We start from the raw sequence: 25,481 nt of genomic DNA on the forward strand, positions 1-25,481 counted from the left end.
ATGGCATGGAATTAAACGCTTGTGGTTAAAAAACAAGCGCAGCATGAGCGATTATGGTGCGGATGTTAAAGCAGATTTAGCTGAAGGAAATATTATGTGGCGCTGGATGGCAATTGCACTGCTTATTTTATTACTTACTGTTGCCGGCCTAGGCTTCTATTGGGATCAAGAGCCCGATGCGTTTTCCGTGCAGCAAAATGCCATGCTTCGAGTGCCTGTCCACGGTGATAAGCCGGTGGTCGGCACGGTAACCACCGCAGCACTTATTCACATCGCTGAAACGCTGCTCGATAAACCCGGAGGCTATTTAAGCAATGACATCATGCCGCCAAGCGTGTGGATGGATAACCAGCCGAGTTGGGAATACGGCGTGCTCATTCAAGTGCGCGACCTAAGCAAGGCGATGCGCGAGGTGCTGAGTCGCTCGCAGTCCCAGTCGCGTGAAGATAAAGACTTGGCGCTAGCCGAGCCGCGTTTTAATTTTAATCACAACAGTTGGGTGCTGCCATCGTCTGAATCTGAATACCGTGCCGGTATAAAGTTGTTGAATGCTTATTTAACGCGATTAGTAGATGATAACGAACAAGATGCGCAATTTTATGCCCGCGCCGATAATCTAAATTATTGGTTGCGGACAGTCGAGTCGAGGCTGGGTAGCTTGTCGCAGCGTTTATCTGCCAGTGTTGAACAAAATCGAGTCAATACTGATCTCGCTGGTGAAACCGCAGCAAAAAAATCCACCGCCACACCGCGAGAGCAAATGGTGAAAACCTCTTGGTGGGAAATCGATAATGTGTTCTATGAGGCGAGAGGTACGTCTTGGGCACTTATGCACATGCTGAAAGCGGTCGAAGTTGATTTTGCCGATGTCCTAAAGAATAAAAATGCCCTCGTTAGCTTGCAGCAAATTATTCGAGAGTTGGAAGCCACGCAAGAGCCGTTGCATAGTCCGATGGTGCTGAATGGCACCGGCTTTGGCATGTTGGCGAACCACTCTTTGGTGATGGCAAACTATGTTTCGCGCGCTAATGCAGCGATTATTGATTTGCGCGAGTTGCTCTCTCAGGGCTAAGTGCGTGTTAGGGGTTAATGGGTGACAGTGAACCAAGGCTTTCTGCTCACCCGCGATTGGCGCGATGCCCGCTCGGGCTTGGCGCTGGAGTTTTGGTTAGCAACACCGCAGGGTAGCAAAGCGCTGCGGGTCACCAATCAAGAAAGCGTCTGCTTCTTACGTCAATCTGATCAAGCGCAATTGGCTAAGGTGTTAGAAAAACACCGCGGTTGGCGCGTGCAAACCTTGAGTTTACTCACCCATGACGGCTTGGCTGTGAGTGCGCTCTATAGTCGCAGTCATGTGCAGCAGCGCGAGGCTGTGAAGTTATTAAGCGATGCGGGTATTGTCACCTGGGAGGCCGACGTTCGCCCGGCCGATCGGTATTTAATGGAGCGGTTTATCACCGCAGATATCGCTTATCAACCAGGGCCCATTAGCCGCGGTTATATTGCCCCGAAACAGGTCAAGCCGGCAGCCGTTTCTGAAATTAAACTCAAGGTGCTGTCCATCGATATTGAAACCTCGATGAATGGCTTGCAGTTGTTTTCCATTGCACTGCAGGGGCAAGGCGTGAGTCGCGTTTATATGGTTGGCGCGAGTGAAGATCAGCATTTCGCTGAATCGGAATTGGACTTGATTGCTTGCGCGAGTGTCCGAGAGTGTTTGGATAAATTTTTGCGCGCAATTCGACTCCTTGATCCAGACATAATAATCGGCTGGAATGTTATTGGTTTCGATCTCTGGATGTTGCAGCGATTCTGCGATCAACAGTCGATAAAATTTAATCTCGGGCGCGACGGTTCCACGCCGCGCTGGCGCGAAGAGCCTGACAGCGAAAGACGCTACATCCATATCGCCGGCCGCGTGGCACTGGACGGCATCGATCTGGTGAAAGCAGCAGCGTTTAGCTTCGATAGTTACAGCCTACAGCAGGTTTCGCAGTCTGTGTTAGGTGTGGGCAAACTGATCGCGGGTAGCGATGGCGGCGCGGAGATTGCCCGCCTCTTTGACACCGATAAACCGGCCTTGGCGCACTATAATTTACAAGATTGTCAGTTGGTAAGTGACATCTTTGCGAAACTAAATTTATTGGACTTCGCGGTCGCCAGAGCCCGGTTGACTGGACTGCCGCTCGATCGCATAGGCGGCTCGGTGGCGGCCTTCGAGTACGCTTATCTGCCACTCCTGCATCGCGCTGGCTTTGTTGCGCCAAATCTGGGCGAAATTGAATCGGACGTCATTAGCCCCGGAGGCTATGTGATGGATTCTATTCCGGGTTTGTATGACGATGTTTTGGTGTTGGATTTTAAAAGCCTTTACCCGTCGATTATTCGCAGTTTCCTCATTGATCCCTGTGGTTATTGGTTGGCTAAAAATGGTCAATATAAAGTGGATCAAATAGTACGGGGTTTTAACGAGGCGTATTTTGCCCGAGAGGGGCACCTATTACCGGGTATCATCGAAAAACTTTGGGCGGCACGGGATCAGGCGAAAGCGGAAAAAAACCAGCCCTTGTCCTATGCCATAAAAATCATCATGAATTCCTTCTACGGCGTGCTGGGCTCTGAGGGCTGCCGTTTTTTCGATCCACGCGTGTGCAGCTCTATTACGCTGCGTGGCCATGAGATCATTCAGCGTTCGAAACAGTGGATTGAAAGTCAGGGTTTCGCCGTTATCTATGGCGATACGGATTCGCTTTTTGTTTGGGTTGGAGCGGCAAAAAATGGGCTAAACCCTCAGGCTGTGGGCGCTCAGTTAGCGCTGGGGTTAAATCAGTGGTGGACGCAAACCATTCGCGCTGAACACCAGCTAAGCAGTGCATTAGAGGTGGAGTTTGAAACTCACTTTAAGCGTTTTTTTATGCCCACTATTCGAGGTTCCGAGGCGGGTAGTAAAAAACGCTATGCCGGTATTATTACCAATGAACGCGGTGCGGATGAATTAAAATTTAAAGGCTTAGAAAGTGTGCGCACCGATTGGACACGCCTAGCACGGGATTTTCAAACAGAGCTCTACTGGCGGCTATTTCACGGCGAAGCAGTGGATCAGTGGATTATTGATCTGGTGGCCGAGCTCCGCGCTGGGGTAAAAGATGATCAGCTGGTGTATCGCAAGCGCCTGCGTCGTAAACTCGAAGACTACGCTAAAAGTCGCCCGCCTCACGTGCAGGCGGCGCATAAATTAGCACAGGCGGGTTTGGCGCCAAAACGTGGAGATTGGGTGGAGTATTTCATCACCATTAATGGTCCGGAGCCCAAGGCGACGAGAACGTCGAGCATCGATTATCAGCATTACTTGGATCGGCAATTACAGCCCGTCGCCGAGGCTATACTGCCGTTTTTTGGCTACTCTTTTTCGGGTTTGGTGGACAGCCAGATTCGATTATTGTGAGCAGAGCGATCGATTCGCTCTAAGTGTCTAAATCTTTTACAACGATTCAGTTGCATCTGATCTAAGCAATTTAGAAATCTATTTCTATACTTGTCTAATTGACCCTTAGATTTGTCTAGGAATGTGTATTTGAAACCCACCGCCATCCCGCTAAATAACGACGCGACAGATGAGCATGACCTGCTCGCGCGCTCAAGCGACTGCGTGCTGACCTTGGATCGGCACGGCGCCCTCGTCGCCATTAATGCTTCTGGTCGAAAGGTATTCTCAGGCATTAAAAACCTATCAGAGCCCTTGCTTGGTCGCTCGCTTCTCTCATTATTGGGTAGGGAGGAGGGTGATAAGCCAGCACAAGCTTTCGCAGCGCTGCTGGCGATGTTCTATCGCGAGGGCGGCGTCATGCTGCGCGGGACTAACAGCGCCGGTCAGCCACTGGCTTTACAGTGGGTCGCGGCCGCGCCGGTGGGCGATGAGGTGATCTTGCTATTGAAGGATGCCAGCCTATCTCAACCCTTTCGTTCCGAGCTTGTGGCTTTGAAAGAACAGTTGCAGGTGGCGCTGTTTTCCGTGACCGACGCGGTGATTGTCACCGATTCAGAGGGCCGTATTGAAACCCTGAATCCAACGGCTCGTAGTTTGTTAAAAGTATCTGCCCACAGCGCCGTCGGCGTGGAGCTGTGCCAGCTCTTTACCCTGTTTGATGGCAGCTCGCACAGGCCCTTGCCGTGCATTGTCGCTGACGCCTTGCGTCGAGGCCGGTTAAGTAATAGCACGGAAAATGCCTGTTTATTTGTTAGTGGCGAGGCGCCAGTGATTATTTCCGCGGTAGCCTCGCCGTTTCGCAACAGTCAGCGCGATGTCGCCGGTTGCGTGTTGGTATTTAGAGACGCGAGTCAAAACCGGCGCGTTTCGGCGCGTATGAATTGGCAGGCCACCCATGATGGCCTAACGCAGCTGCCTAACCGCGAGCATTTTGAAGCGGAGCTGGCGCGCGAGGTAGCACGAGCAAAAGTCGGCGCAGGTGGTCATGGCTTGTTGGTGATTGATATTTATCAATTCCGCGTCATTAACGATACCTGTGGGCAGGGTACTGGCGATGCGTTGCTGGTGTGTTTGGCGGAGGCGTTTAGCAAGTCGTTAAGAAGTCAGGATTTATTGGCTCGGATCGGCAGCGATGAGTTCGGCGTGTTATTGCGTGGCGCGACCTTGGCCGGTACGCAGCGGGTGGCTGAATTGCTGGTGCAGGCCGCTCAGCAACTGGATTTTAGCAGTGAAGGCCGTGCCATAAAGGTCGCAATCTGTGTCGGTGCTATGGCGATTGATATCGATACAGAGTCAGAAGGTCAGGCTTTAGCTGCCGCCACGGCGGCCTGTGAAGCCGCCAAAGAGACAGGTCGTAATCGAATCCATTTGCACAGTAACTTAAATTCGGCAACGGTTGAACGGCGCCGAAATGAAATGCATTGGGTATCAAAAATTACCACGGCTTTGGCGGAAGATAGGTTGGTTATGTATATCCAGCCGGTGATCAGCGTTGCTTGCCCGAGTGATGCCAACCATTTTGAAGTCTTGGTGCGCATGCGCGAAGGCGACAATATCATCGCGCCTGGGCAGTTTTTACCCGCGGCAGAACGCTATGGGTTGATGGATGAAATTGACCGTACTGTGCTGTTGAAAGTTATTGATTTTATCGCTCAAATGCCCGATAGCCCACACAGCTTTGCGGTTAACATTTCGGGTACCACTATCAGCGATGACTCCTTCGCCAATTTTGTGTTAAGCGAGGTGCAAAGCAGTGGCATAGACGCGAGTCGCCTGCACTTTGAAATTACAGAAACAGCCGCCGTGGGTAATTTACGTGCGGCACTGAAATTGATGAATAGCTTGAAGGCGTTAGGTTGTAAGTTTTATCTCGATGACTTTGGCAGTGGCCTATCATCCTTTGCCTACCTCAAGGGCTTGCCAGTAGATTATCTAAAGATTGATGGCAGTTTTGTTAAAGCGATGACTCCGGGTTCAATTGATTTTGCGATGGTGAGCAGTATTAATCACCTCGCCAAGGTCATGGGTTTAAAAACCGTGGCTGAGTTCGTTGAAAATCGCGAGGTGTTGACGCTGCTCGAGGAGATAGGTGTGGACTATGCACAGGGTTATTATTTTGCAGCGCCAGCACCTATGCTCGCGCTGCTCAAGCCATAACCCCGATCGGTATAGTTGTGTGATTTAAACTAGCGCGCGGTACTGTGCTGCGCTGAGCCGAGGCCCGTATTGGCTAACCACTTGTGCAGCGGCTTTGTTGGCTAGATGTCCCGCCTTTTCGAATGACCAGCTCTGGCTTAAGCCAAACAAAAACGCGCCGGCAAACATGTCGCCGGCACCGTTGGTGTCGATGGCTTTTGCTGGATATCCGGCGACCTTAATTTCTTTTTCTCCATCGAATAGTAAAGCGCCGTCGGCGCCGAGGGTGATGGCAAATGCGCGAGCGTAGTGTTTCAGGGCTTGGGTTGCCTCGGCTATCGTATTTGTCTCGGTAAAACCGAGCGCTTCTTCCAAATTACAAAACAGCAAGTCGACTTTGTTGCCGATCATATCGGAAAGGCCGGCGCGGAAAAATTTTACCATCGCTGGGTCGCTTAAGCTGATGGCGGTTTTCACGCCAGCTTTTTCCGCCGCTTGCCGCGCGTAAATAGCGGCGGGCTTGCCTGTTTCAGAGGTCACTAGGTAGCCTTCAATGTAGAGGTAGCGCGCATTTTTTAGCGCCTCGGTATCGATATCTTCGGTGCAGAGTTTTTCGCTCGCGCCTAGGAAGGTATTCATAGTGCGCTCGGCGTCGGGGGTAATCATCACGAGGCACTTGCCGCTAACACCTTGAGGCAATAGGGGCTTCGCCGCGTGTCGAGTTTGCACACCGGCATCTCTCATATCGCGCAGATAAAAATGGCCGTTGTCATCGTCGGCAACACGGCAGGCATAGGCGCAGGTTGCACCCAAATAGCTGGCGCCGATGATAGTATTTGCCGCCGAGCCGCCGCTAGCGCGGGCGGCACCTAAAAGGTGTTGACCCATCGCGGCCATGAGTTCGGTTTGCCGAGCCTCGTCCACTAGCGTCATAACACCCTTTTCAATGCCCCAATCTTGCAGCTGTCGGTCGGTGGTTTCGATTTCAGTATCGACCAATGCGGCGCCAATGCCGTAGATATCAAAATGTGTCATGTAGAGGCTCTGTCCAAAAAACCGCCATTATCCTAGGCCAATGCCGTGAAGTCTAATGCTGATCTTTTATGGCCCACTGGTTACACTGCGCACTCACTTATGTCCTATAGATTTATTCCAGCACATGGCGAAGAAAGCGACACGTAAAAAAAGACCTGCGGCCAAGGCTGGCCGCCGTTGGTGGCCATGGATTCGCAATTTCACACTCTTGGCGGCCGCGCTCGGCCTAGTGGCCCTGGTTATCATTGATCGTCAAGTCCGGCTTAAATTTGAGGGCAAGAAGTGGGCGCTGCCCGCGCGCGTCTATGCACAACCATTGGAATTGTACGATCAAGCGAGAATGTCACCTGAGCTGTTAGAGGCGCAGCTGAAGCGGTTGGGCTATCAGCCAGTGGTAAAAATTTCAGGTACCGGCCAGTTTGAGCGGGTACAGCAAGGTGGTGTGGCAAATTATGTGATCGCAACTCGTGGCTTTGATTTTTGGGATAGGAAAGAGGCCGCCGAGGTTTGGCAGCTGCGCTTGCGCCATGGCCGAGTGGATTTTATTAAGCCCCAATCTGGCCCAGACGATGTGATGCGCCTTGAGCCGGAGCAGATAGGCGGCATCTTTCCCGCTCACTTGGAAGATCGCGAACTGGTTAAATTAACCGATATTCCACCTCTGCTAGGCGAAACCCTGATCGCGGTGGAAGATAAGCACTTTCTCGATCATCAAGGTATTTCCTTTCGCGCCATTGCGCGCGCTCTGTTGGCCAATATTCAAGCCGGTGGCGTCGCGCAAGGTGGCAGTACCTTAACCCAGCAATTGGTGAAGAATTTTTATTTAACCAATGAGCGAAGCTTAACGCGCAAAGGTTTAGAGGCGGTTATGGCCGTGCTGTTAGAGTTGCACTACAGCAAGGCGGAGATTCTTGAAACTTATCTTAATGAGGTATATCTCGGTCAGCAGGGCGCTAAGTCTATTAATGGCTTTGCCTTGGCGTCGCTGCATTATTTTCGTAAACCCTTGGCTGAGTTAGGCACGGATCAAATTGCCTTGCTGGTCGGTTTGGTCAAAGGCGCTTCTTACTACAACCCGTGGCGCTCGCCCGAGCGAGCCAAAGCGCGTCGAGATTTGGTACTTGGGGTCATGCGTGATTCAGGTCTGATTACAGCGCAACAATACCAGCATAACCTAGCGCGGCCCTTGCGAATTAGTCAGCAAAATAGTGAGCCGGTGACCCGCTATGCCAATTTTCTCGACCTGGTGAAGCGCCAGTTAAAACGCGATTACGATAGTGCTGATTTGCAGTCGGAGGGCTTGCGAATATTCACCACCTTGGATGTTCGGGCTCAGGCTCAGGTGGAAAAGCAATTGGCAAGTCAGCTCCGGCGCATCGAGGCGGACTACAAACTAGATGCAGAGAGTCTTCAGGGCGCCGCCATCGTGGTGCAGGTTGGTACCGCCGAAGTTCTAGCTTTAGCGGGCGATCGCAAGCCGTCGGTGGCAGGCTTTAATCGGGCGCTTGATGCGCACCGTCAAATCGGTTCTCTGGCAAAGCCGGCTGTCTACCTCGCCGCATTGTCCCAGCCGAAAAGCTATCAGTTGTCGACACTGGTGAGCGATTCACCCGTGCGAGTGGCGGGGCCGGATGGCGAGTGGGCGCCGCGCAACTATTCTCATCAAAGCCATGGTGAGGTGCCGATGGTTGAGGCGCTCGCGCAGTCTTACAATCAGGCCACCGCGCGTTTAGGGATGCAGCTGGGGTTGGGCCGGGTAGCGAGTGCGATGAGCCAATTAGGTGGCACTGCCGATATTCCTCGGGTACCTGCTATGTTGCTCGGCGCGGTGAACATGGCGCCCATCGATGTGGCAGAGCAATATCACACGCTAGCGGCCGATGGCTTTTATTCGCCTTTGCGCGCTATTCGAGATGTCACAACTCGCGAAGGTAAGCCGCTCAACCGCTACGCATTGGCGGTAGAGCCACGCTTTTCGCCGGCCGCGGTGTACCAGTTACAGTATGGTTTGCGGGCGGTAATGCGCGAGGGTACAGGTAAGGGCGCTTATCAATATTTACCCGCCGAGCTCGATGTGGCGGGCAAAACGGGCACCACCAATGATCAGCGCGACAGCTGGTTTGCCGGCTTTAGCGCTGATCATGTCGCGGTAACTTGGGTGGGCCGCGACGACAATGGCACCACACCGTTGACCGGCGCCACGGGTGCGCTACCGATTTGGGCTAACATTATGGCCAATATCAATACTCAGAGCTTGAATGCCCCAGCCCCAGAGGGCATTGTTTTTCACTGGGTAGACGGCCCATCCGGTCGAGCCAGCGACGAAAACTGTCAGAATGCTCGCTTAGTGCCCTTTAGTGCTGGCTTGGTGCCAGAGGGGCGTGCGCCCTGTGCATATGTTGAGAACCCGTTAAAGTTTTGGTGGAAAAACCTATGGCAGTAACCTTGAGCACTCGAGTTTTAATGTTGTCACTGGCAATCTTCGTTGTTCTGCTGGTGGGTTGTTCTCGCCAGGCGGTGGCTCCCGATATCGAGGCGGCAGAAGCCACAGAGTCGGAGAGCGCAAGCCCCGCCGCTGAAAGCCCAAAGCGTTCAGAGGCCTTATCGCGCTTGATTGCGCGCGCTAGTGAGGCTTATCAGACCGGTGATTATCAGACAGTAGTGGATGTTGCCGAGCGCGGCTTGCGCATGGATCGCTACGCACCTGAGCTCTATCTCCTGTTGGCACAAGGCTATTATGGCCTCGGGCTAAGTGAGCAGGCGGTGAGTTTTGCTCGGCTCGGGTTACGTTACATCAGTGCTCGGCCAGATCTGAAGCCTGCGCTTCAAGCCTTGGTAGAGGCAGACTGAGGCCTAGGCGATAGTCTACCCGAGTGATAACATGCACAAGTGTGCAGTTTTAGCGCTTCGCGCTCAGTAGAATAATCACAAGATTTAGCAGCAACTCAGGCTTTGAGACTTGTAGGTGTTGGTCGAGCCGATTCTTGACTACACTTGGCCTATGGGCTGTTAAGCATGGACGTCATCCACAAGAAAACATCTTTATGACCGTATCGGGTAAATCCACCACAACTGGTAAGTCAGCTACGACAACATCGGCAGAGGCTAGTGTTATCGAACGCTTGAAGGCTTGCCAAAAAATAGTTGTAGAAGCGAGTAAAACTCAGCTCGTAGAATTCATGAAACAATTCTCGGAAGCTCTGAATGGCTTGGTCAGCGAAGCAAAAACTGATCAGGAGCGTTCCAAGGCTAACGAACTTTTGCGTGAATTTAATGAAAAGCAAGAAGTGCTAGAGCGCTATTTTTGTGGTTATTTGGGTGAGGGCTTTATTAAGTTTAAAAATAAAACCCTGAGCACCGAAACCGGTGAAGAAAAATATAATGGCGACATGCTGTCCTTGGTTGAAAATGCAGACTTGGAAGAAACCATTGCCATTGCATCAATTACTCGACGCGCTGATGCCCAAGTATCCGAGGCTATGTGGGCGCTAAACCAGCGCTTTGCCATGCTCAATGGTGGCGACAAGGTTGAAGACAAAGGCAACCCCATAAGCCCGGTACAATTTTGTGAGTCGCTGCGTAAAGCACTGCGCAAGTTAGAGTTAAATACCAAAGCCAAAATTCTCGCCTATAAGCAATTTGATTTGCATTTTATTCCCGGTCTGGTCGATTTAATGGGCGAGGTGAACAGTTATTTTATTGAGTCTGGCGTGTTGCCGAACTTGCGCTATACACCAGGTGCTAGCAGTCATGCAGGCGGAGGATCGGTGGGTGCGGGTGCCGCGCCGGTGGATTATGAAGAATCCTTCGAGGGTGTGGCCGACGAAGCGGTAATGCAAAGTGCAGTGCCTGACATGGCGGGCCAGCCTATGTCGCCTAATATGGGTCGCATACCTGGCTTTACCTCCCCAGTATCCCATGGGCCAGCGCAAGCGCCAGATCCAAGCCTACCCACGCAGCAATACCAAGCTGGCCTAGTGGGCGCCATTCGCGGCTTGCAAAATCAACTGGGAGCGCCGCAGCAGGCTGCGGGCTATGCACAGCAGCCTATGCAGGGCGCGCCAGTTCAAGGTGCTCCCATACAGGGGGCGAGCAGCCCGATGCAAGGTCAGCCGATTCAAGGCGCGGCGGTGCGTCAGGCTGTGGTTTATTCGAATCACCAGTTGGTCAGTGCGCTACAGAATTTACAGACCCAGGCCACTGCTGTTACCCGCCAGTTTATGCACGCCGACGACGGCGCAGTTGCACCTATGCAACCCGCCATGATTGCCCAAGTTGAGCGGGATCTAACGCAAAAATTACGCGAGCAAAGCGAAGACGGAACTGTTGATGGCAAGGACATGCACACGATTGATTTAGTGGGTATGTTGTTTGAGTACATGTTGTCTGATGACAACCTTCCCGATTCCGTGAAAGCGCTATTGAGCTACTTACACACACCCTTCCTAAAATTGGCGTTTATCGATAAAGATTTTTTTGAAGAGACTGAGCACCCTGCACGCTTGCTGTTAAACAATATGGCTGAGGCTGGTACGCAGTGGGTGTCAAATGATGGTAGTTCGCAATATGAAATTTACCCCAAGATTAAAGCCATTGTCTCGCGCGTGTTGGAAGAATTTAAAAACGACGTGCGACTGTTCGCTGAGTTGCTTCTAGAGTTTAGTTCCTACACCAAAAAAATTGCGCGTCGCCAGGAGTTGATGGAGCGTCGCGCCACCGAAAAAGTGCAGGGCGAGGAAAAATTGCGCGAAGTTAAAATTCGCGTTAACCAAGAGATTCGCGCCCGCACCGATGGTTTGGAATTGCCCTCTGCGGTGTTGTTGCTGTTGCTGCAACCTTGGTCGGATTACTTAGCCTTTGTGTTGCTTCGCTACGGCGATGAATCGGAAAGTTGGACTCGAGCATTAACTGCCGTGGACGATATCTTGTGGAGTATCTTGCCGAAGGAAGCCAGCGCTGAACGAGCTAGGCAAATGGACCTGCACGATAGCTTGTTAGATGTTATCGAAACCGGTTTTGAAACTATTGGCTACGACCAAGCTAAAGGTAAAAAGCTCATCGAAGCATTGGTCTCTTTGCAAAAAATGGCGTTGCAGAGTAAACGAGTGGAAGTTGCTCCCGCCCCGATGCGCGACAAGCTTGAAACTATGGCGGCAGAAAAAGCTGGCCATACCGATTTCGGTAAGGATAAAGCGACCCCGGAAGAAGAGCGTATGGTGGAAAATTTGAAAATGATCGAATTTGGCACCTGGTTTGAGCTGGAAGGTGGTAAGCGCCTTAAAGTGGCTTGGTACAACTCTAAAACCCTGCACTACATGCTGGTTGATCAAATGGGCAAAAAGGTTGCAATGAAATCTGGTCTGGAGCTCGCACGTGAAATGTTGAGTGGTGCGGCTAAGGTTATTGCTGGTTCGACCAAACCTTTCTTCGAGCGCGCCTTGGAAAATATTTTCCACAGCCTAAATTCAAAAGCCGCCGAAGGCGATACCGCGAATGCAGAATAATAAGCGGCGTTTAGTTCGGCATGAGTTGAATGCCAGCATCGATGTTTGGGATGCTCAGTCGGATGAGCATCTTGGCCGTTTGGCCAATATTCACGCTCAAGGGCTAATGCTGTTATCTGACGCGCCGTTAGTTGAAGAAAGGCTTTACTCGCTGCGGCTAACCTTGCCGCAAAGTTTGGTAGGTGCGGGAGAGCTTACGCTGGCGGTAGACTGCCTATGGGTTAAATCCTCAGAGGATGAGTCGCGTCATTGGGCCGGTTGTCACATCATCGACATATCTGATCAAGGGCTGGCGGTCGTCGAATTACTTATTAGCCGCTTGCGTTGATCATAACCGATCGCTGTCGATATATTGCCCCAATCCAAAACTGAACAACCATAGCCCCCAAATGCTGTGTTCGATGACACAAGCCAAGGTTGACCGACTCTTCGCATAGGTAAACGCAAACAGTAGCCCGCCGCCGAATGCCACTGCCACCGCTATCCAATTGCCGTAAATAATGTGTGCCCATGCAAAAAAAAGCGCGGAAAGCCAGGCTCTGGTTTTCTTCTTCGGAATGATTTTCTTATAGCGGTGAAAGAAAAAGGTGCGGTAGATCAGTTCTTGAGGGATGACCGAGCAAAGCGGGTAAACCACGAGCAGTATTAGCCAGCGCTCGGTTTCCTGTGTCGGTAAGTGAAACCAGTGGGCATTGGAAAAACTAAAAAACAAAATACCGCTGACGCATAAACCCGCAATAAACGCCGGCCGTCTGCGCCACAATGCCGCACGTAAATTACCACTATTGACCAGCCGGAAACGTTTAAAACCTGGATCTTGCAAAATCAACCACAGGCACAGCGCCGCAAGAACGATTAAGGTTGGCAGTAAGAACTGATGAAGATAGTGCTGCGCGCCAAGCCCCGCCAGTGGGACTAGCACAAATAGCACTAACATCTCCAGCCAGCGAGTTTTCATTTTCATCGTTTACAGACTGGCAAAAACGCGCTTAGCTGCTTCTATTGTCGCTTCAATATCGGCATCAGTATGAGCGGCTGACATAAAGCCCGCTTCATAAGAGGCGGGTGCGAGATAGATGCCTTCGTTGAGCATGCCATGGTAAAAGCGATTAAAACGATCGTTGTCGCAGGCCATCACTTGGGCAAAATTTTCGACCTTTTTTTCGGTGGTAAAAAAGAAGCCAAACATGGTGCCAACGTGATTGGTTGTGAACGGAATGCCGGCCGCATCGGCCGCCGCTTGTAGGCCATTCACTAGGGTCGTGGTGCGCTCGATAATAGGCGGGTAAAAATTAGCCTTCGAGATCAGCTCTAGATTCTTGATGCCCGCAGCCATGGCGACAGGGTTGCCAGATAACGTACCCGCTTGATACACCGGGCCTAAAGGTGCAATCTTTTCCATCACCTCGCGTCGGCCTCCGAAGGCGCCCACGGGCATGCCGCCGCCGATGACCTTACCTAGGGTGATTATATCGCCAGTAACGCCATAGTGGCCCTGTGCACCCGTGTGGCTAACGCGAAAGCCGGTCATGACCTCGTCCATAATTAACAGCGCGCCAGACTCATCGCACACTTGGCGCAAACTTTCTAAGAAACCTGCTACTGGGGGTACGCAATTCATGTTGCCGGCCACAGGTTCAACAATAATGCAGGCGATTTGGCTGCCCATATCGGCAAAGACTTTTTTTAGCCCGCCAATGTCGTTGTATGTGAGCGTCAGCGTGTGGTCGGCCAGTGCCGCTGGTACGCCCGGTGAACTGGGCACACCCATGGTTAAGGCACCAGAGCCTGCTTTGACTAAAAGTGAATCTGAATGGCCGTGATAGCAACCTTCAAACTTGACAATTTTGTCGCGGCCAGTGAAACCGCGGGCGAGGCGAATGGCGCTCATGGTGGCCTCGGTGCCGGAGTTGACGAAGCGCACTAGATCCATGCCAGGCACTAGGGCGCAAACTTGTTCCGCTAGTTCGGTCTCCAACGCGGTGGGGGCGCCGAAACTTAACCCAGATTTTGCCCGTTCAATAACGGCCTCCAATACCTCGGGGTGGGCGTGGCCCAAAATCATCGGACCCCATGATTGCACATAGTCGATATATCGCTTTTTGTCCGCATCTATGAGGTAGGCGCCTTTGGCGCTTTCAAAAAAGATCGGCGTGCCTCCTACAGCTCGAAACGCGCGCACGGGAGAATTAACGCCGCCAGGAATAACTTTTTGGGCTTGTTGAAACAGTGATTCTGAGCGACTCATGGCGATATTCCGTTTTTTCTAGAGGGTTCAAATAAGCGGCAGAATTGCCGCGCTGTTTGTTCAATGTTGGCTTGGCCGAACAGGGCGCCGCCTATGGCGATCATATGGGCACCCGCGTTTATAACCTGGTGCGCATTATCCAGATTAATACCGCCAATGGCCACCAAGGGTTTATTGAATTGACCACGCGCTTGGGCGAGCACGCCAAGCTCTGCGGCTACAGCGTTTGGCTTGGTATTGGAATGAAAAAAACGACCGAAGGCCAGATAGTCGGCACCACCTTTGTGGGCGGCATTCGCGAGTGCTAGGTTGCCGTGGCAGGTGATGCCAATGAGCGCATCTGACCCGAGAGCATCGCGGGCTTGTAACAGCGGCGTATCGCTTTGACCAAGGTGGACGCCGTCCGCTTGCACTGTCGCGGCAAGCGCAAGATTGTCATTGATCAAGAGTTTGCAATCGAAGTCATCGCATAGCTGACGCAGTAGCCTTGCACGCGTTAGTTGATCTTTAGGTGCGGCCATCTTGTCGCGATATTGTAACAATCGGCAGCCGCCTTCGAGGGCGGCTGTGCATTGTTTCAAGAGTGTTTTGGTATCGCCTTCTGGGGTAATGGCATAGAGACCCGTCAATTTATGCAGCAAAAGTCGATCCGCTAAAACGATTAAAGTCGTAAATTATATCAGTGCTTGTAGGATTTCTTTTGCGCTTTTTCCGTGGCCCAAAAAAGGCGATTGGGTACCAGTTTTCCCATGCCCACGCGGCGCGCGTGTTGCACTGATTGCCAAGCAAATTGCTGTGCCTGATGGCAGGCGTCTGTGAGTAGGCAACCATGTGCCAAATAAGCGGCTGCGGCGGTGGCCAGTGTGGCGCTCGCGCCCATAATACCCTCGAGCTTTGTGCCAGAGCCTTGTAGCTCGAACTCTTTGTGTTCGGTATGGGGTAAATAGAGTTTGTTGACACTGGCGTGTCGACTTTGTCGGCAGCGTGAGACGAGCAATGATTTACAGCCAAAGTCCAGCAGCAATTGGGCTTTGGCATCGGTGGTGTCACCGCCAGGGGCGAGTTGTTGTAGATCACTTTGCCGCGCGCACAGCAAGGTGGTTTGAGGCAGCAGCAAGGTTTGTAATGCTTGCAGTATACCGTGCCGGTGCACGCCAATGGATTGCGCGCTCGCATCGATAACCACTTTGATTTGTGGGTAATCCAGTAGGATGCTGTGAATTGCCTCGCAGTGGCTCACGCTGCTAAGTTCGCCAATTTTTATGGCAGTTACGGGCATATCCTCTAATAGGGCGCGAGCCTGTTCTATGATCAGCGCAGCGTCCACGGCTTGCAGCTCTTTTATTTCGCGAGTATCTCTGGCGGTGAGTGCGGTAACAACGGTGGCGGCGTGGCAGCCGAGGCTAACGGCTGTTTCAATATCGGCGCTTTGTCCGCCGCAACCTGTGGGGTCGTGCGGGCTGAAGGTGAGAATGACGGGGGTTTCAGGGGAATCCATCGGTCTAACTCAGTTATTCGGGCATCTTTTGAGTCTAACACAGCCACGAAAAGTTGCCGGAATAACTGGACTTAATCTCTTAGCGCCTTAGAAGGGCTTGACCACAACGAGGATAACAATGGGAACCAGTAACAGTACTGGCGCCTCATTAAAAACCCTGAAAAACTTATGGCTTTTTTGGCACTTGTCGTCGCGTAGTTGCAACATAAAATGCCGACAAGCGAAGTGATAAACCACGCATAATAATACCAGCGTCAATTTCGCATGCATCCAGCCAGCACTCAAATAATAACTGGGATTGAAGTGCAGTAAACCCAAGCCCAAAACCAGCGTTACCAGCATGCTGGGCCAGGCAATAATGGAATACAGTTTGGCCTCCATGACTTTGAATCTATCGCGGCTCACCTTATCTTCACTTAACGCGTGATAGATAAATAAGCGCGGTAGATAGAATAGGGCTGCAAACCAGCAGATAACAGCAATGATATGAAACGCTTTTAGCCAAAGCATTGGGTCTCTCCAAGATGATTAAGGTAATTCGCCGCCTGCGGCTTCCCAAATGGTGTACCACTGAGCGCGCGACAACGGTATGTTAAGGCTGTCGCTCGCCGCCTGAATGCGCGCAAGGGATTGGCTGCCGACAATGGGCATAATATTGGCTGGATGTTTTAGCAGCCATGCCAAGGCTATTTGATCGATACCCTGCGCACCAATATCAGAGGCGATTTGCTCGAGTGCGTCGCGGACGTTTTTTGCTTGGCTATCGTCGCCGCTAAACAAACGGCCGCCAGCCAGAGCGCTCCAGGCCATAGGCGCGCGCTTTAACTGCTGAGCTTGATGCAAACTACCATCGTGGAAACTGGCGTGATGCAATACGGATATTTCCATTTGGTTGGTCACTAAGGGGAAACTGAGCCGACTCTGCAGTAAATTAAATTCGCTAACGCTGAAATTGGAAACGCCAAACGCACCGACCTTACCAGCCTGCTGTAAGTTTTCAAAAGCACCTGCCATATCATCGACATCCATGAGCGGATCGGGGCGATGGATAAGCAATAGATCCAGAAATTCTGTATTCAAATTTATTAATGATTGCTCGGCGCTAGCAACGATATGGGCGTAGCCGGTGTCGTAATTTTTACGTGCATGGTGTGGCCTCTGCGGGCTCACCAATTGGATGCCGCACTTGCTCACAAGCTGAATTTTTTCACGTAAATCAGGTCTATTCTTTAATGCCCTTCCGAAGCTGGCCTCGCATAGGTAGTCACCATAAATATCGGCATGATCGTGGCTAGTAATGCCTAAGGCTAAACACTCCTCGATGCGTTGTTCGATGGCTTTGGTATTCATGTCCCACGACATGAGCCGCCACCAGCCGTAAATGATGCGCGAAAGATGTAGTTGATCTGTTAATGCGACTTGTTGCATGGAATCTCCGTTGAGTGAACTGTGAAGGCGGAAAAAGCGCTGACATTAAAGTTGGTAATGGCTCGTGATAGCATGTTTAGTCACTATACCTGTTGCCGATGATAGTAGTGGTGCGCCGCTGCGGTTCACATAGAGAGCGTCGGCGCCGGTTTGTTGCAGTACTAATTGTGCTTCGTATAAGTTTGCGCGCGAATGTATGGGCGTGAGCTGCAAGCGCTTCGCGGGAATTTTGAGTAGATCGACCTGGCGCTCTAGCGACAGCTCTTCGATGGGAGCCTGTTCTAAATAATGGGCGACATCGGCGGGTCTAATTAAAAACTTTTTACCTTCAATTTCGTCGATTAGTAACCAGTTGGTTTGTCGCTCTAACAGCTTGCGTAATTCGTCGTAATACTTACGTCTATCGCAGTTAATAAAATCGCGGTCCATGACGCTTTCAATACCTACGCGCGATAAAATTTGGCTGGCCATGCCCCGTTGCACGGTTTTACCTTGTGCCGCCAGCACTTCCTGAAATAAACCGTTATTGCTAATCAGCAGTCGGCTGGTGATACAAGCAATCACAATCATCAGCATGCTGGGAAAAATGATACTCGGGCTGGCGCTTAGTTCGAGTAAGGCCAAAAGGGCGGCCAGCGGTGCATTTAGTACAGCAGCCATCATGCCGCCCATGCCGAGTAAAACGTAAAACGCTGGCTGCGAGGCGAGCTCTGGGTAAATGGCGTTGGCAATAATGCCGAGTACGCTGCCGATACAGGCGCCGATAAAGAGTGTTGGGCCAATCGAGCCGCCGGGTACACCTAAGCCAAAAACTATACCGGTGATGGTCATTTTTGCCAGAATAATAATCAGCAGCGTATTGATGGCGAAGCTGCCCTGCATGGCTTTGTCGACGGTGTCGTAACCAATACCCATGATATCGGGCACAAAGTAGGCCACGCCGCCGGTGACTAAGCCTGCGGTAAAAAGCCGCAGCGCGACGGGATATTTTTGTAGCGGTACAATTTTGACAATAATTTGTACAAAGGCTGAGGCAAAAAAGGCGATGATCAGCCCGCCAAAGGCAATGTAGGGCAACTCCCATAAGCTGTTCATCTGAATCGGGGGAATGCGAAACGCGATTTCTTGACCAAAAAATATTTGGCTCAACATAGCGCCGGATACCGATGCCAAAATAACCGGTAAAAAACCGATGATGGTGTATTCCATCAGCACCACTTCCATGGCGAATATCACGCCGGCCAAAGGCGTGTTGAATGAAGCGGAAATGGCGGCGGCCACCCCGCAAGCAACGAGCGTGCGCATGCTATTGTTGGGTAACCTAAACCAACGCCCAATAATGCTAGCGCTGGCGGCGCCCATGTGTACGGCGGGGCCCTCACGGCCTACAGATTGACCCGAGGCGAGACAAATTAACCCGCCGAAAAATTGCGCCCATAGGTTGCGCGACGACATGTGACCTTGATGTGAATGCAGGCGATCGAGCACGTGGGTAACGCCCACTGATCGATAGCGCGATTGTAATAGATGGAACATGACGGCTAGAATTGTTCCGCCGATGATGGGTAGCGCAACATGCCAGGTGCTGTCTAAGCTTTCAAAATCATCATTACCGTGCGGTAGCAACCACGCTAAAGGTTCATCAATGGCAATGCGAAATAATATGATGACAGCCGCGGCGGCCAGCCCGCTTAATAAGCCCAAAAGGGTGAGTTGCGGTAACGCATCCGAATAGGCTAAACGCAATCGAAAGTTGTCGAGCCAATTTTGAATGAAAGCAATAGTTCTGCGCGACATGAGATTCCAGTGTTACCCAGTGGCTGGTTAATATTCACACAGCACGGTTAAGCTTAGGTCAAAAAGCCGTATCGTCAGCATGACCTATACTGCGCAATGGGCATATTGGTGAAAACAATCTTTCGATTTGATTAAGCAGCACATATTATACGAGATTCAACTGACAAGGTGAGGCGGGAGTTCATTGTGATTAAAGTAGGCATAGTCGGCGGTACGGGTTACACAGGCGTGGAGCTTCTGCGTTTGTTGGCCAATCACCCGCAAGCAGAAGTAAAGATTATTACCTCGCGCGCAGAAGAGAACGTTCCTGTTGCGCACTTGTTTCCCAATCTTCGCGGCCATTATGATTTAGCCTTTAGCGCGCCGGATGCCGATACACTTGGTGAGTGCGATGTGGTGTTTTTTGCTACACCCCACGGCGTGGCGCAAGCGATGATGCCGGAGTTGATGAGCAGAGGCACCCGCGTGGTGGATTTATCTGCTGATTTTCGCATTAAAGATGCCGCCTTGTGGAGTAAGTGGTATGGCAAGGAGCACGGTTGCCCTCAGCTCATTGGCGAGGCGGTTTATGGTCTGCCTGAGCTTAATCGACACCTGATCGCCGATGCGCAGTTAGTTGCTTGCCCCGGTTGTTATCCCACCGCAACCCAGTTGGGTTTTATTCCATTACTGGAAAACAATTTAGTTGACCCCTCGCGCTTAATTGCCAATGCCGCGAGTGGCACCAGCGGTGCTGGGCGTCAGGCCAGTATTGACGCATTATTGTCTGAGTCGTCCGATAGTTTTAAAGCCTATGCCTCTGCAGGTCATCGTCATCTGCCCGAGATCGAGCAGGGTTTGAGGTCGGTGTTAAATAAAGACGCCGGCCCTTTGAGCTTGACCTTTGTGCCGCATCTTTTACCCATCGTGCGCGGTATTCATGCGACTCTCTATGCAACCTTGCGTGGCAATGCGGGCGATTTACAGGCGCTGTACGAAGAGCGCTATGCCAATGAGCCCTTTGTCGATGTGCTGCCGGCTGGTAGTCACCCACAAACTCGCAGCGTTAAATCGTCGAATATGTGCCGTATTGCCGTATGCCAACCGCAGCAGCGTGATACGGTAGTGGTGATGTCAGTTATCGACAATCTCACTAAGGGTGCCTCGGGTCAGGCCATACAAAACATGAATATCATGTTTGGGTTTGATGAAACCTTGGGGCTTAACAGTCCAGCCTTGCTGCCCTAATAGGGCTGGCGTAACTCTTTAAGGGAGGTATTGATGTCCTCAGTTAAGGGCAGTAAACAGTATCGTTTGGAAGTGAAACCCTATCGGCCGGTGTATCGGTTTTTGATACGGTTTGTCTTGTTGTCGGTCGTTGCCGGCTTGGTGTATTCCTCGCATTGGTACGGTAAAACCCAAGCCTTGAGCTATCAAGAACAGGCCCTGGACGAGCGCGACCAGTTCGAGGCGGCGTTGCAAGAGCGGCAAATTGAAGCGGAAACTCTGCGTCAGGAAGTGGCGAATTTGCGTCTGGGCTCAAAAGTCGACCAAGCCGCGAGCGAAGATGTGCGTAATGAAGTTATCGCATTGAAAGCAAAAATTGCCGAGCTAGAGGAGGATATCGGTTTTTATCGAGGCTTGATGTCGCCTTCGGCTGAGAGTAAAGGGCTTACCATTGGCTCGCTTAATGTCATCTCAACTGGCGTTGCTCGGCACTTTAATTACAAACTGGTGTTGCAGCAGTTAACCTCCAATCATCAGTTATTGACGGGTTCGGTGACCTTTACCATCGTGGGTCGTCAGGGTGAGCTGCCGATGCGTTTAGCGCTGAAGGATGTGTCTTCGAGCGTGAACGATATTAATATCCGGTTAGGTTTTAAGTACTTTCAAAATGTTGAGGGAGAGCTGGTGTTGCCCGAAGGATTCGAGCCTAACAGTATCGAAATTGTTGCTAAGGTCCGTGGTAGCTCGTCCACCGCGATTGAAAAGAAATTTGGCTGGTTGGCAGAAGCCCCAGCAAACTAACAGGGTTATCTTATGAGTCTGACAGGCGGTACGACGCTCATCTCCAAATCCACTGAGGTTATCGGTGATGTCCATTTCAGCGGTAGTTTAGAGATTGAGGGTGTTGTTAAAGGCAATATCATTGCCGACGGCAAGGGTGAGGCCAAGGTTAACGTTCGGGAAAAAGGTCGTGTTGAAGGCGATATTACCGCGCCATTAGTGATGATTAATGGCCAAGTTAAGGGCAACGTCCACTCGAATAAGCATATCGAGCTTGCCGCAAAGGCGGTCGTGGAGGGTAACGTACACTACCATATGATTGAGATGGTAAAAGGCTCGCAGGTGAATGGCAGTCTCGTTTATGGCACTGCGGAACCGGCTGTTCAGGAAAATAAACCTAAGGCTGCTCCCGATATTAAAACCGTGGGTTTAAGCTAATTTAGTCTCACCACAATAGTTGACTAAAACACTGGGGTAATCGGATAATGGCTCCCCGTTTGGCAGCTACAGTGCATGCTACGGTTAGCAGGAGAAGTTATGTCGGCCCCAGAAGTGTTTATCCCTCAAGCTCTGAATGTCACCAGCGGCGCAGCGGCGAAGGTGGCGAGTCTTATCGAGGAGGAGGGAAACTCTGAATTGAAGTTGCGTGTGTATGTTACCGGCGGTGGCTGCTCTGGCTTTCAGTATGGCTTTGCTTTTGAAGAGTTATTGTCTGACGACGATACAATCGTCGAAAAGGATGGCATTAAAGTGGTGGTGGACGCCATGAGTTACCCTTACTTAGTGGGTTCTCAGGTGGATTACGAAGAGGGCTTGCAGGGGTCTCGATTTGTGGTTCAAAACCCGAATGCGTCGAGTACTTGCGGTTGTGGCTCAAGCTTTTCGATGTAATGTAAACAACCAATAAAAAAGGGAGCCTAGGCTCCCTTTTTTATTGGTTGGATTGGTTTAATTCAACAAGCTCGTTCTAAAAACGTGCAAGGTCGCTTTGCTATTAACATCGTAAATTAAGGTGAAATCTTGGTCGGCTTTGTCCTTTGGGATGCTGACCCAAAAGGTGTCGTTATAAATTTTGAAGCCCCACATGCCTGCTTCTAATTTCAGTGTAAGCTTAAAAAGCTTGCCGCCAATATAGTCCAATGACTCAGTGGCACGGCCGCGGTTATGATTTAGTTTGACGTTGTTTAGTGGTGCTGTGCCTGCAGGCTTGGCAAGCAGCGCGTTAATAGTTTGCTTGGCGAAGGCTGCGTCGGCTGTACTTTCTTCTGTTGGCGTTGGCCAGCTTGCGGGCTGGGTAAGCTCTGGGGCCGTGGTTTGTGCTTCCACTACCGGCGCAGGCGCTGCATCGGGCTTTGGAGAAGGTATGGCAACCGCCGGCGCTGGCTTTGGCTTGCGCTGACTTTCGGCAATTCTAGCTTCTTCGATCGTGATTTCGGCGAGTCGCTTGTTCAATTCAATTTCGTGCGCCTGGATGCTGGTGAGCTCGTTTTTCGCGCTGTCTAATCGCTCTTGCATGCGCTCGGTTTTCGCTTCAGTGCGGTTGTAGCGAATGGAGGCGTGGGTGGCTGCGCGCGCGGTGCTGTCGCCAGGGTTTTCTTCGGCTTTGCCGATGGCTTCTGATAGCTTGGCCTCTTGTTTTTCGAGCGCGGCATCTGCGGCGGCAACGTCTTCCTTCGCACGGGCAATCCGGTCGCGTAAGTATTCAGTTCGCTCTTTGTGCTGAGTTAACGTGGCATTGATGCTCTTGCGCTCTTTTGCTAGGGCGTCGAGAGATTGAGCGAATGCCTGGTGGGTGACGAGGCAAAAAAGGGCGAAAATCAGTGCTGTGGTAGGGCGTAATAGGCGCATAAAATAAAGTATTCTGGCTCGTAGGTTGAAATCGGGTGCGAATTATACGCGATAAAAATGTACATTATTTGATCATTTGTGACTGATTAGTCAAAAAATCTATGGCGCGCGTACGTTAATAGTAGACAGCGCCGAGAATAGCGGGGCGTTTTGCGCCGGTGACAGAGCATAAATTGCCAGGTCTTCGGGCTAGCGTTTCGCGAGCTAGCCAAGCAAAGGCCATGGCCTCCATCCACTGTGCGTCTATGCCGGCAGTATTTGAAGATTCAACTAACCAGTCCGGTAACAGGCGTTTGATAGCGCGCATGAGCGCTTGGTTTTTTGAGCCGCCACCGCAGATATACAGCTCTTGGCTGGGTAATGCGATACAGGCGTCACTGATGACTTGCGCGGTGAATTCGCACAAAGTTGCCTGAACATCGGTTGGGCTGATTTCTGATAGATTGGCCAGTCTAGTGTTTAGCCATGACAGGTTAAAGGCTTCTCTGCCGGTGCTTTTCGGCGCGGCCTGGCTTAGGAACGGATGTTCGAGCAAGGTGCCCAGCAGCTCTGCATGAGGCTTGCCAGTCGCGGCCCAGTCGCCGTTCGCATCAAATGCTTTGCCTTGATGTTGTTGTATCCAGCAGTCCATCAATACATTGCCTGGGCCCAAGTCATAGCCGTTGGGAGCGCCCTCACTTGGCAGCCAAGTAAGATTGCTCATGCCGCCGATATTGACTACAACGCGGTTGCTTTGTTGACTCTTTAGGGCCCAGTGGTGAAACGCCGGTGCGAGTGGCGCGCCTTGGCCGCCGGCCGCCATGTCTCGGCGACGAAAGTCGGCCACCGTAGTTATCCCGGTTGTTTCGGCGATCAGGTTGGCGTCGCCAATTTGTAAGGTAAAGCCTGATGTGTTGCTAGTGGGCGGGCGGTGGCGCACGGTTTGACCGTGACTGCCAATAGCAGTGACTTGATGTGTCGGTATTTGCTGCTGTTTCAATAGTGCTAAGGCGCAGTCTGCGAAGGCAAGGCCGAGCTGGGCGTCGAGCGCCCCTAGTTGCTCCAGCGAGCAAGTGGCGCTGTCAGCTAGGGTGTGAATGGCGGTTTGAAGTGCCTTGCTGAACGGTTGGCTAAGGGCGCCGATCAGTGTCGCTTTGTTATCTTCGAAGGCGACCAAGGCCGCATCAATGCCATCTGCGCTAGTGCCGGACATCAGCCCGACGAATAACTCTTTCACGCTAGTTTAGTTATCAAGCTGAGCAACTTGTGAGGTGCGCTGGAAGTTTTCAAGCGCAGCAAGTGCGGTTGCAGTTTGGGCGTGAAACCTTGGCAACTCTGCGCGGGCAATAGCATTAGCTTTCGGCAGTGCGACGGTTACAGGGTTTCTAACGGCGCCATTGACATAAAATTCGTAGTGTAAGTGCGGCCCAGTGGCGAGCCCAGTTGAGCCCACATAGCCAATGACCTGTCCTTGCCTAACGCGAGAGCCGGCGCGCACGCCTTTAGCGAATTTACTTAAGTGCGCATACAGGGTGCGGTAGGTTTGGCCGTGCTGAAGAATGACGGCGTTGCCGTAGCCACCCTTGCGGCTGGCGTGAATGACCTTGCCGTCACCGGTGGCGCGGATGGGGGTGCCAGTACTCGCGGCGTAATCAGTGCCTTTATGGGCGCGGATGCTGTGTAATACTGGGTGCTTGCGTTTTAGATTGAAATGCGAGCTGATGCGGGCGAAATCCAAGGGCGAGCGCAAAAATTCTTTGCGCATGCTATCGCCCTCGGGCGTAAAGAAATGTGAGTCGCCGTTTTCATTGGTGTAGCGCACGGCTTTGAATGTTTTACCTTGGTTGGTAAATTCCGCGGCTAATATGGCGCCGTTATCCAATTTTTCACCGTCCAGAAAGCGCTCTTGGTAGACTAGGCTAAAGCTATCGCCCTCTCTAATGTCTAAGGCAAAATCGACGTCCCAACCGAAAATATTGGCCAGTTCCATAATTAGGCTAGGCTCCATGCCCGCTTCTTGGCCTGCTAAAAATAAGGAACTCTTAATTTCAGCCTTTCGAAAAGCGGTAATGATATCTGGCTGCTTCTCGACAATTTGATCGTTAAAACCCGATTCAGTGCGCTGGTAAAGCTCGTGGGTTAACGGGCTGGTAACGTAGCGAAGTTGGTCTAATTTACCGCTTTGGTCGAGCTGAAAGCCCAGTACTTGGCCTGGGTGTATGCGCTTCAGTGACGCCGCCGCGTTTTTATTACTGATGACTTCATAGACGTCTTTGTCGGACAGACCGGCGCGCTGGAAAATCAGGGATAGGTTGTCGCCGCTGCGCACGGTGAATTCTTGCCATTGAGCGCCGACGGCTGGCGCCGGTGGCTCTTCGGCTAGGCGCACATCGGCCAGCTTTTCCGTTTCAATATTTAAATCCAGCGCCTGAACCGTGTGCTTTGTGGCGCCAGCTTGCTCGGAAGGAAATAATAAGAAAACGAGAGAAAGCGAAGCGGTTAATGCACTAGCGGCAATTAAGTGGCCTTTTGGGA

The 25,481-nt window shown here is 51.6% G+C and carries 22 protein-coding genes (1 of these 22 running past the window's edge); 11 read left to right on the forward strand and 11 right to left on the reverse strand.

The annotated features are described in order from the left end of the window. Positions 1–43: 43 nt before the first annotated feature. The 3 genes from ACGHTT_RS02040 to ACGHTT_RS02050 all read left to right on the forward strand — a co-directional run bounded on the left by ACGHTT_RS02040 (position 44) and on the right by ACGHTT_RS02050 (position 5,644). Positions 44–1,072, forward strand: a complete 1,029-nt coding sequence (locus ACGHTT_RS02040; RefSeq protein ID WP_390594969.1) for a DUF2333 family protein — start codon at positions 44–46, stop codon at positions 1,070–1,072. Positions 1,073–1,093: 21 nt separating this feature from the next. Continuing rightward, a complete protein-coding gene (locus ACGHTT_RS02045) occupies positions 1,094–3,445 on the forward strand; it encodes a DNA polymerase II (protein ID WP_390593217.1) in 2,352 nt (783 codons plus the stop codon). Between the two features lie 129 nt (positions 3,446–3,574). Continuing rightward, positions 3,575–5,644, forward strand: a complete 2,070-nt coding sequence (locus ACGHTT_RS02050) for a putative bifunctional diguanylate cyclase/phosphodiesterase (protein ID WP_390593218.1) — start codon at positions 3,575–3,577, stop codon at positions 5,642–5,644. Between the two features lie 24 nt (positions 5,645–5,668). On the opposite strand, the gene ACGHTT_RS02055 is transcribed toward ACGHTT_RS02050, so the two are convergent. Beyond that, entirely contained in the window at positions 5,669–6,658 is a 990-nt protein-coding gene (locus ACGHTT_RS02055; protein WP_390593219.1) for an adenosine kinase, read from the reverse strand. Between the two features lie 55 nt (positions 6,659–6,713). On the opposite strand from ACGHTT_RS02055, the gene mrcB reads away from it, so the two are divergent. From mrcB to ACGHTT_RS02075, 4 genes are all read left to right on the forward strand, one after another. After that, entirely contained in the window at positions 6,714–9,101 is a 2,388-nt protein-coding gene (gene mrcB, locus ACGHTT_RS02060; RefSeq protein ID WP_390593220.1) for a penicillin-binding protein 1B, read from the forward strand. Beyond that, a complete protein-coding gene (locus ACGHTT_RS02065) occupies positions 9,092–9,508 on the forward strand; it encodes a hypothetical protein (RefSeq protein WP_390593221.1) in 417 nt (138 codons plus the stop codon). Before mrcB ends, ACGHTT_RS02065 begins: the two co-directional genes overlap by 10 nt. 134 nt (positions 9,509–9,642) lie before the next feature. After that, positions 9,643–12,162: a DUF1631 domain-containing protein gene (locus ACGHTT_RS02070; RefSeq protein ID WP_390593222.1), complete on the forward strand. Its 2,520-nt coding sequence runs from the start codon at positions 9,643–9,645 to the stop codon at positions 12,160–12,162. Next, positions 12,152–12,490 (forward strand): PilZ domain-containing protein, encoded by a 339-nt coding sequence (locus ACGHTT_RS02075; RefSeq protein WP_390593223.1) that lies wholly within the window; start codon positions 12,152–12,154, stop codon positions 12,488–12,490. Before ACGHTT_RS02070 ends, ACGHTT_RS02075 begins: the two co-directional genes overlap by 11 nt. Here the strand turns inward: ACGHTT_RS02075 and ACGHTT_RS02080 are convergent, their stop codons facing one another. The 7 genes from ACGHTT_RS02080 to ACGHTT_RS02110 all read right to left on the reverse strand — a co-directional run bounded on the left by ACGHTT_RS02080 (position 12,491) and on the right by ACGHTT_RS02110 (position 19,133). Continuing rightward, positions 12,491–13,120, reverse strand: a complete 630-nt coding sequence (locus ACGHTT_RS02080) for a CPBP family intramembrane glutamic endopeptidase (RefSeq protein ID WP_390593224.1) — start codon at positions 13,118–13,120, stop codon at positions 12,491–12,493. A 9-nt stretch (positions 13,121–13,129) separates the two neighbouring features. Then, positions 13,130–14,410, reverse strand: coding sequence for a glutamate-1-semialdehyde 2,1-aminomutase (gene hemL / locus ACGHTT_RS02085; RefSeq protein WP_390593225.1), 1,281 nt, complete (start codon positions 14,408–14,410; stop codon positions 13,130–13,132). Continuing rightward, positions 14,407–15,051: a thiamine phosphate synthase gene (gene thiE, locus ACGHTT_RS02090; protein ID WP_390593226.1), complete on the reverse strand. Its 645-nt coding sequence runs from the start codon at positions 15,049–15,051 to the stop codon at positions 14,407–14,409. The genes hemL and thiE overlap by 4 nt, the downstream gene beginning before the upstream one ends. A 38-nt stretch (positions 15,052–15,089) precedes the next feature. Continuing rightward, the gene (locus tag ACGHTT_RS02095) at positions 15,090–15,908 is read right to left on the reverse strand and encodes a bifunctional hydroxymethylpyrimidine kinase/phosphomethylpyrimidine kinase (protein ID WP_390593227.1); all 819 of its coding nucleotides are present in this window, start codon (positions 15,906–15,908) and stop codon (positions 15,090–15,092) included. An 87-nt stretch (positions 15,909–15,995) separates the two neighbouring features. Beyond that, a complete protein-coding gene (gene hemJ / locus ACGHTT_RS02100; protein WP_390593229.1) occupies positions 15,996–16,418 on the reverse strand; it encodes a protoporphyrinogen oxidase HemJ in 423 nt (140 codons plus the stop codon). Positions 16,419–16,436: 18 nt separating this feature from the next. Next, the gene (locus ACGHTT_RS02105) at positions 16,437–17,336 is read right to left on the reverse strand and encodes an aldo/keto reductase family oxidoreductase (protein WP_390593230.1); all 900 of its coding nucleotides are present in this window, start codon (positions 17,334–17,336) and stop codon (positions 16,437–16,439) included. A gap of 45 nt (positions 17,337–17,381) precedes the next feature. Next, positions 17,382–19,133, reverse strand: a complete 1,752-nt coding sequence (locus tag ACGHTT_RS02110) for a chloride channel protein (protein ID WP_390593231.1) — start codon at positions 19,131–19,133, stop codon at positions 17,382–17,384. A 186-nt stretch (positions 19,134–19,319) separates the two neighbouring features. Here ACGHTT_RS02110 and argC point away from each other — a divergent pair, with 186 nt between their 5' ends. From argC to erpA, 4 genes are all read left to right on the forward strand, one after another. Next, positions 19,320–20,360, forward strand: coding sequence for an N-acetyl-gamma-glutamyl-phosphate reductase (argC, locus tag ACGHTT_RS02115; protein WP_390593232.1), 1,041 nt, complete (start codon positions 19,320–19,322; stop codon positions 20,358–20,360). A gap of 33 nt (positions 20,361–20,393) precedes the next feature. Next, on the forward strand, positions 20,394–21,140 hold the full coding sequence (locus ACGHTT_RS02120; RefSeq protein ID WP_390593233.1) for a DUF6776 family protein: 747 nt from the start codon (positions 20,394–20,396) through the stop codon (positions 21,138–21,140). 12 nt (positions 21,141–21,152) lie between these two features. After that, the gene (locus tag ACGHTT_RS02125; protein ID WP_390593234.1) at positions 21,153–21,557 is read left to right on the forward strand and encodes a polymer-forming cytoskeletal protein; all 405 of its coding nucleotides are present in this window, start codon (positions 21,153–21,155) and stop codon (positions 21,555–21,557) included. 99 nt (positions 21,558–21,656) lie between these two features. Beyond that, a complete protein-coding gene (gene erpA / locus ACGHTT_RS02130) occupies positions 21,657–22,010 on the forward strand; it encodes an iron-sulfur cluster insertion protein ErpA (protein ID WP_390593235.1) in 354 nt (117 codons plus the stop codon). 57 nt (positions 22,011–22,067) lie between these two features. Here the strand turns inward: erpA and ACGHTT_RS02135 are convergent, their stop codons facing one another. From ACGHTT_RS02135 to ACGHTT_RS02145, 3 genes are all read right to left on the reverse strand, one after another. Then, positions 22,068–22,967, reverse strand: coding sequence for a CorA family divalent cation transporter (locus tag ACGHTT_RS02135; RefSeq protein ID WP_390593236.1), 900 nt, complete (start codon positions 22,965–22,967; stop codon positions 22,068–22,070). A gap of 115 nt (positions 22,968–23,082) precedes the next feature. Beyond that, complete coding sequence (locus tag ACGHTT_RS02140) at positions 23,083–24,183, reverse strand: anhydro-N-acetylmuramic acid kinase (RefSeq protein WP_390593237.1); 1,101 nt, start codon at positions 24,181–24,183, stop codon at positions 23,083–23,085. 6 nt (positions 24,184–24,189) lie between these two features. Continuing rightward, positions 24,190–25,481, reverse strand: partial view of an OapA family protein gene (locus ACGHTT_RS02145; protein WP_390593238.1) — the 3' portion only. It continues 46 nt past the right edge of the window; only the last 1,292 of its 1,338 coding nucleotides appear in the window; its start codon lies beyond the right edge, outside the window; it ends in the stop codon at positions 24,190–24,192.

It is taken from the genome of Simiduia litorea, assembly GCF_042853465.1.
GTDB classification, from domain to species: domain Bacteria; phylum Pseudomonadota; class Gammaproteobacteria; order Pseudomonadales; family Cellvibrionaceae; genus Simiduia; species Simiduia litorea.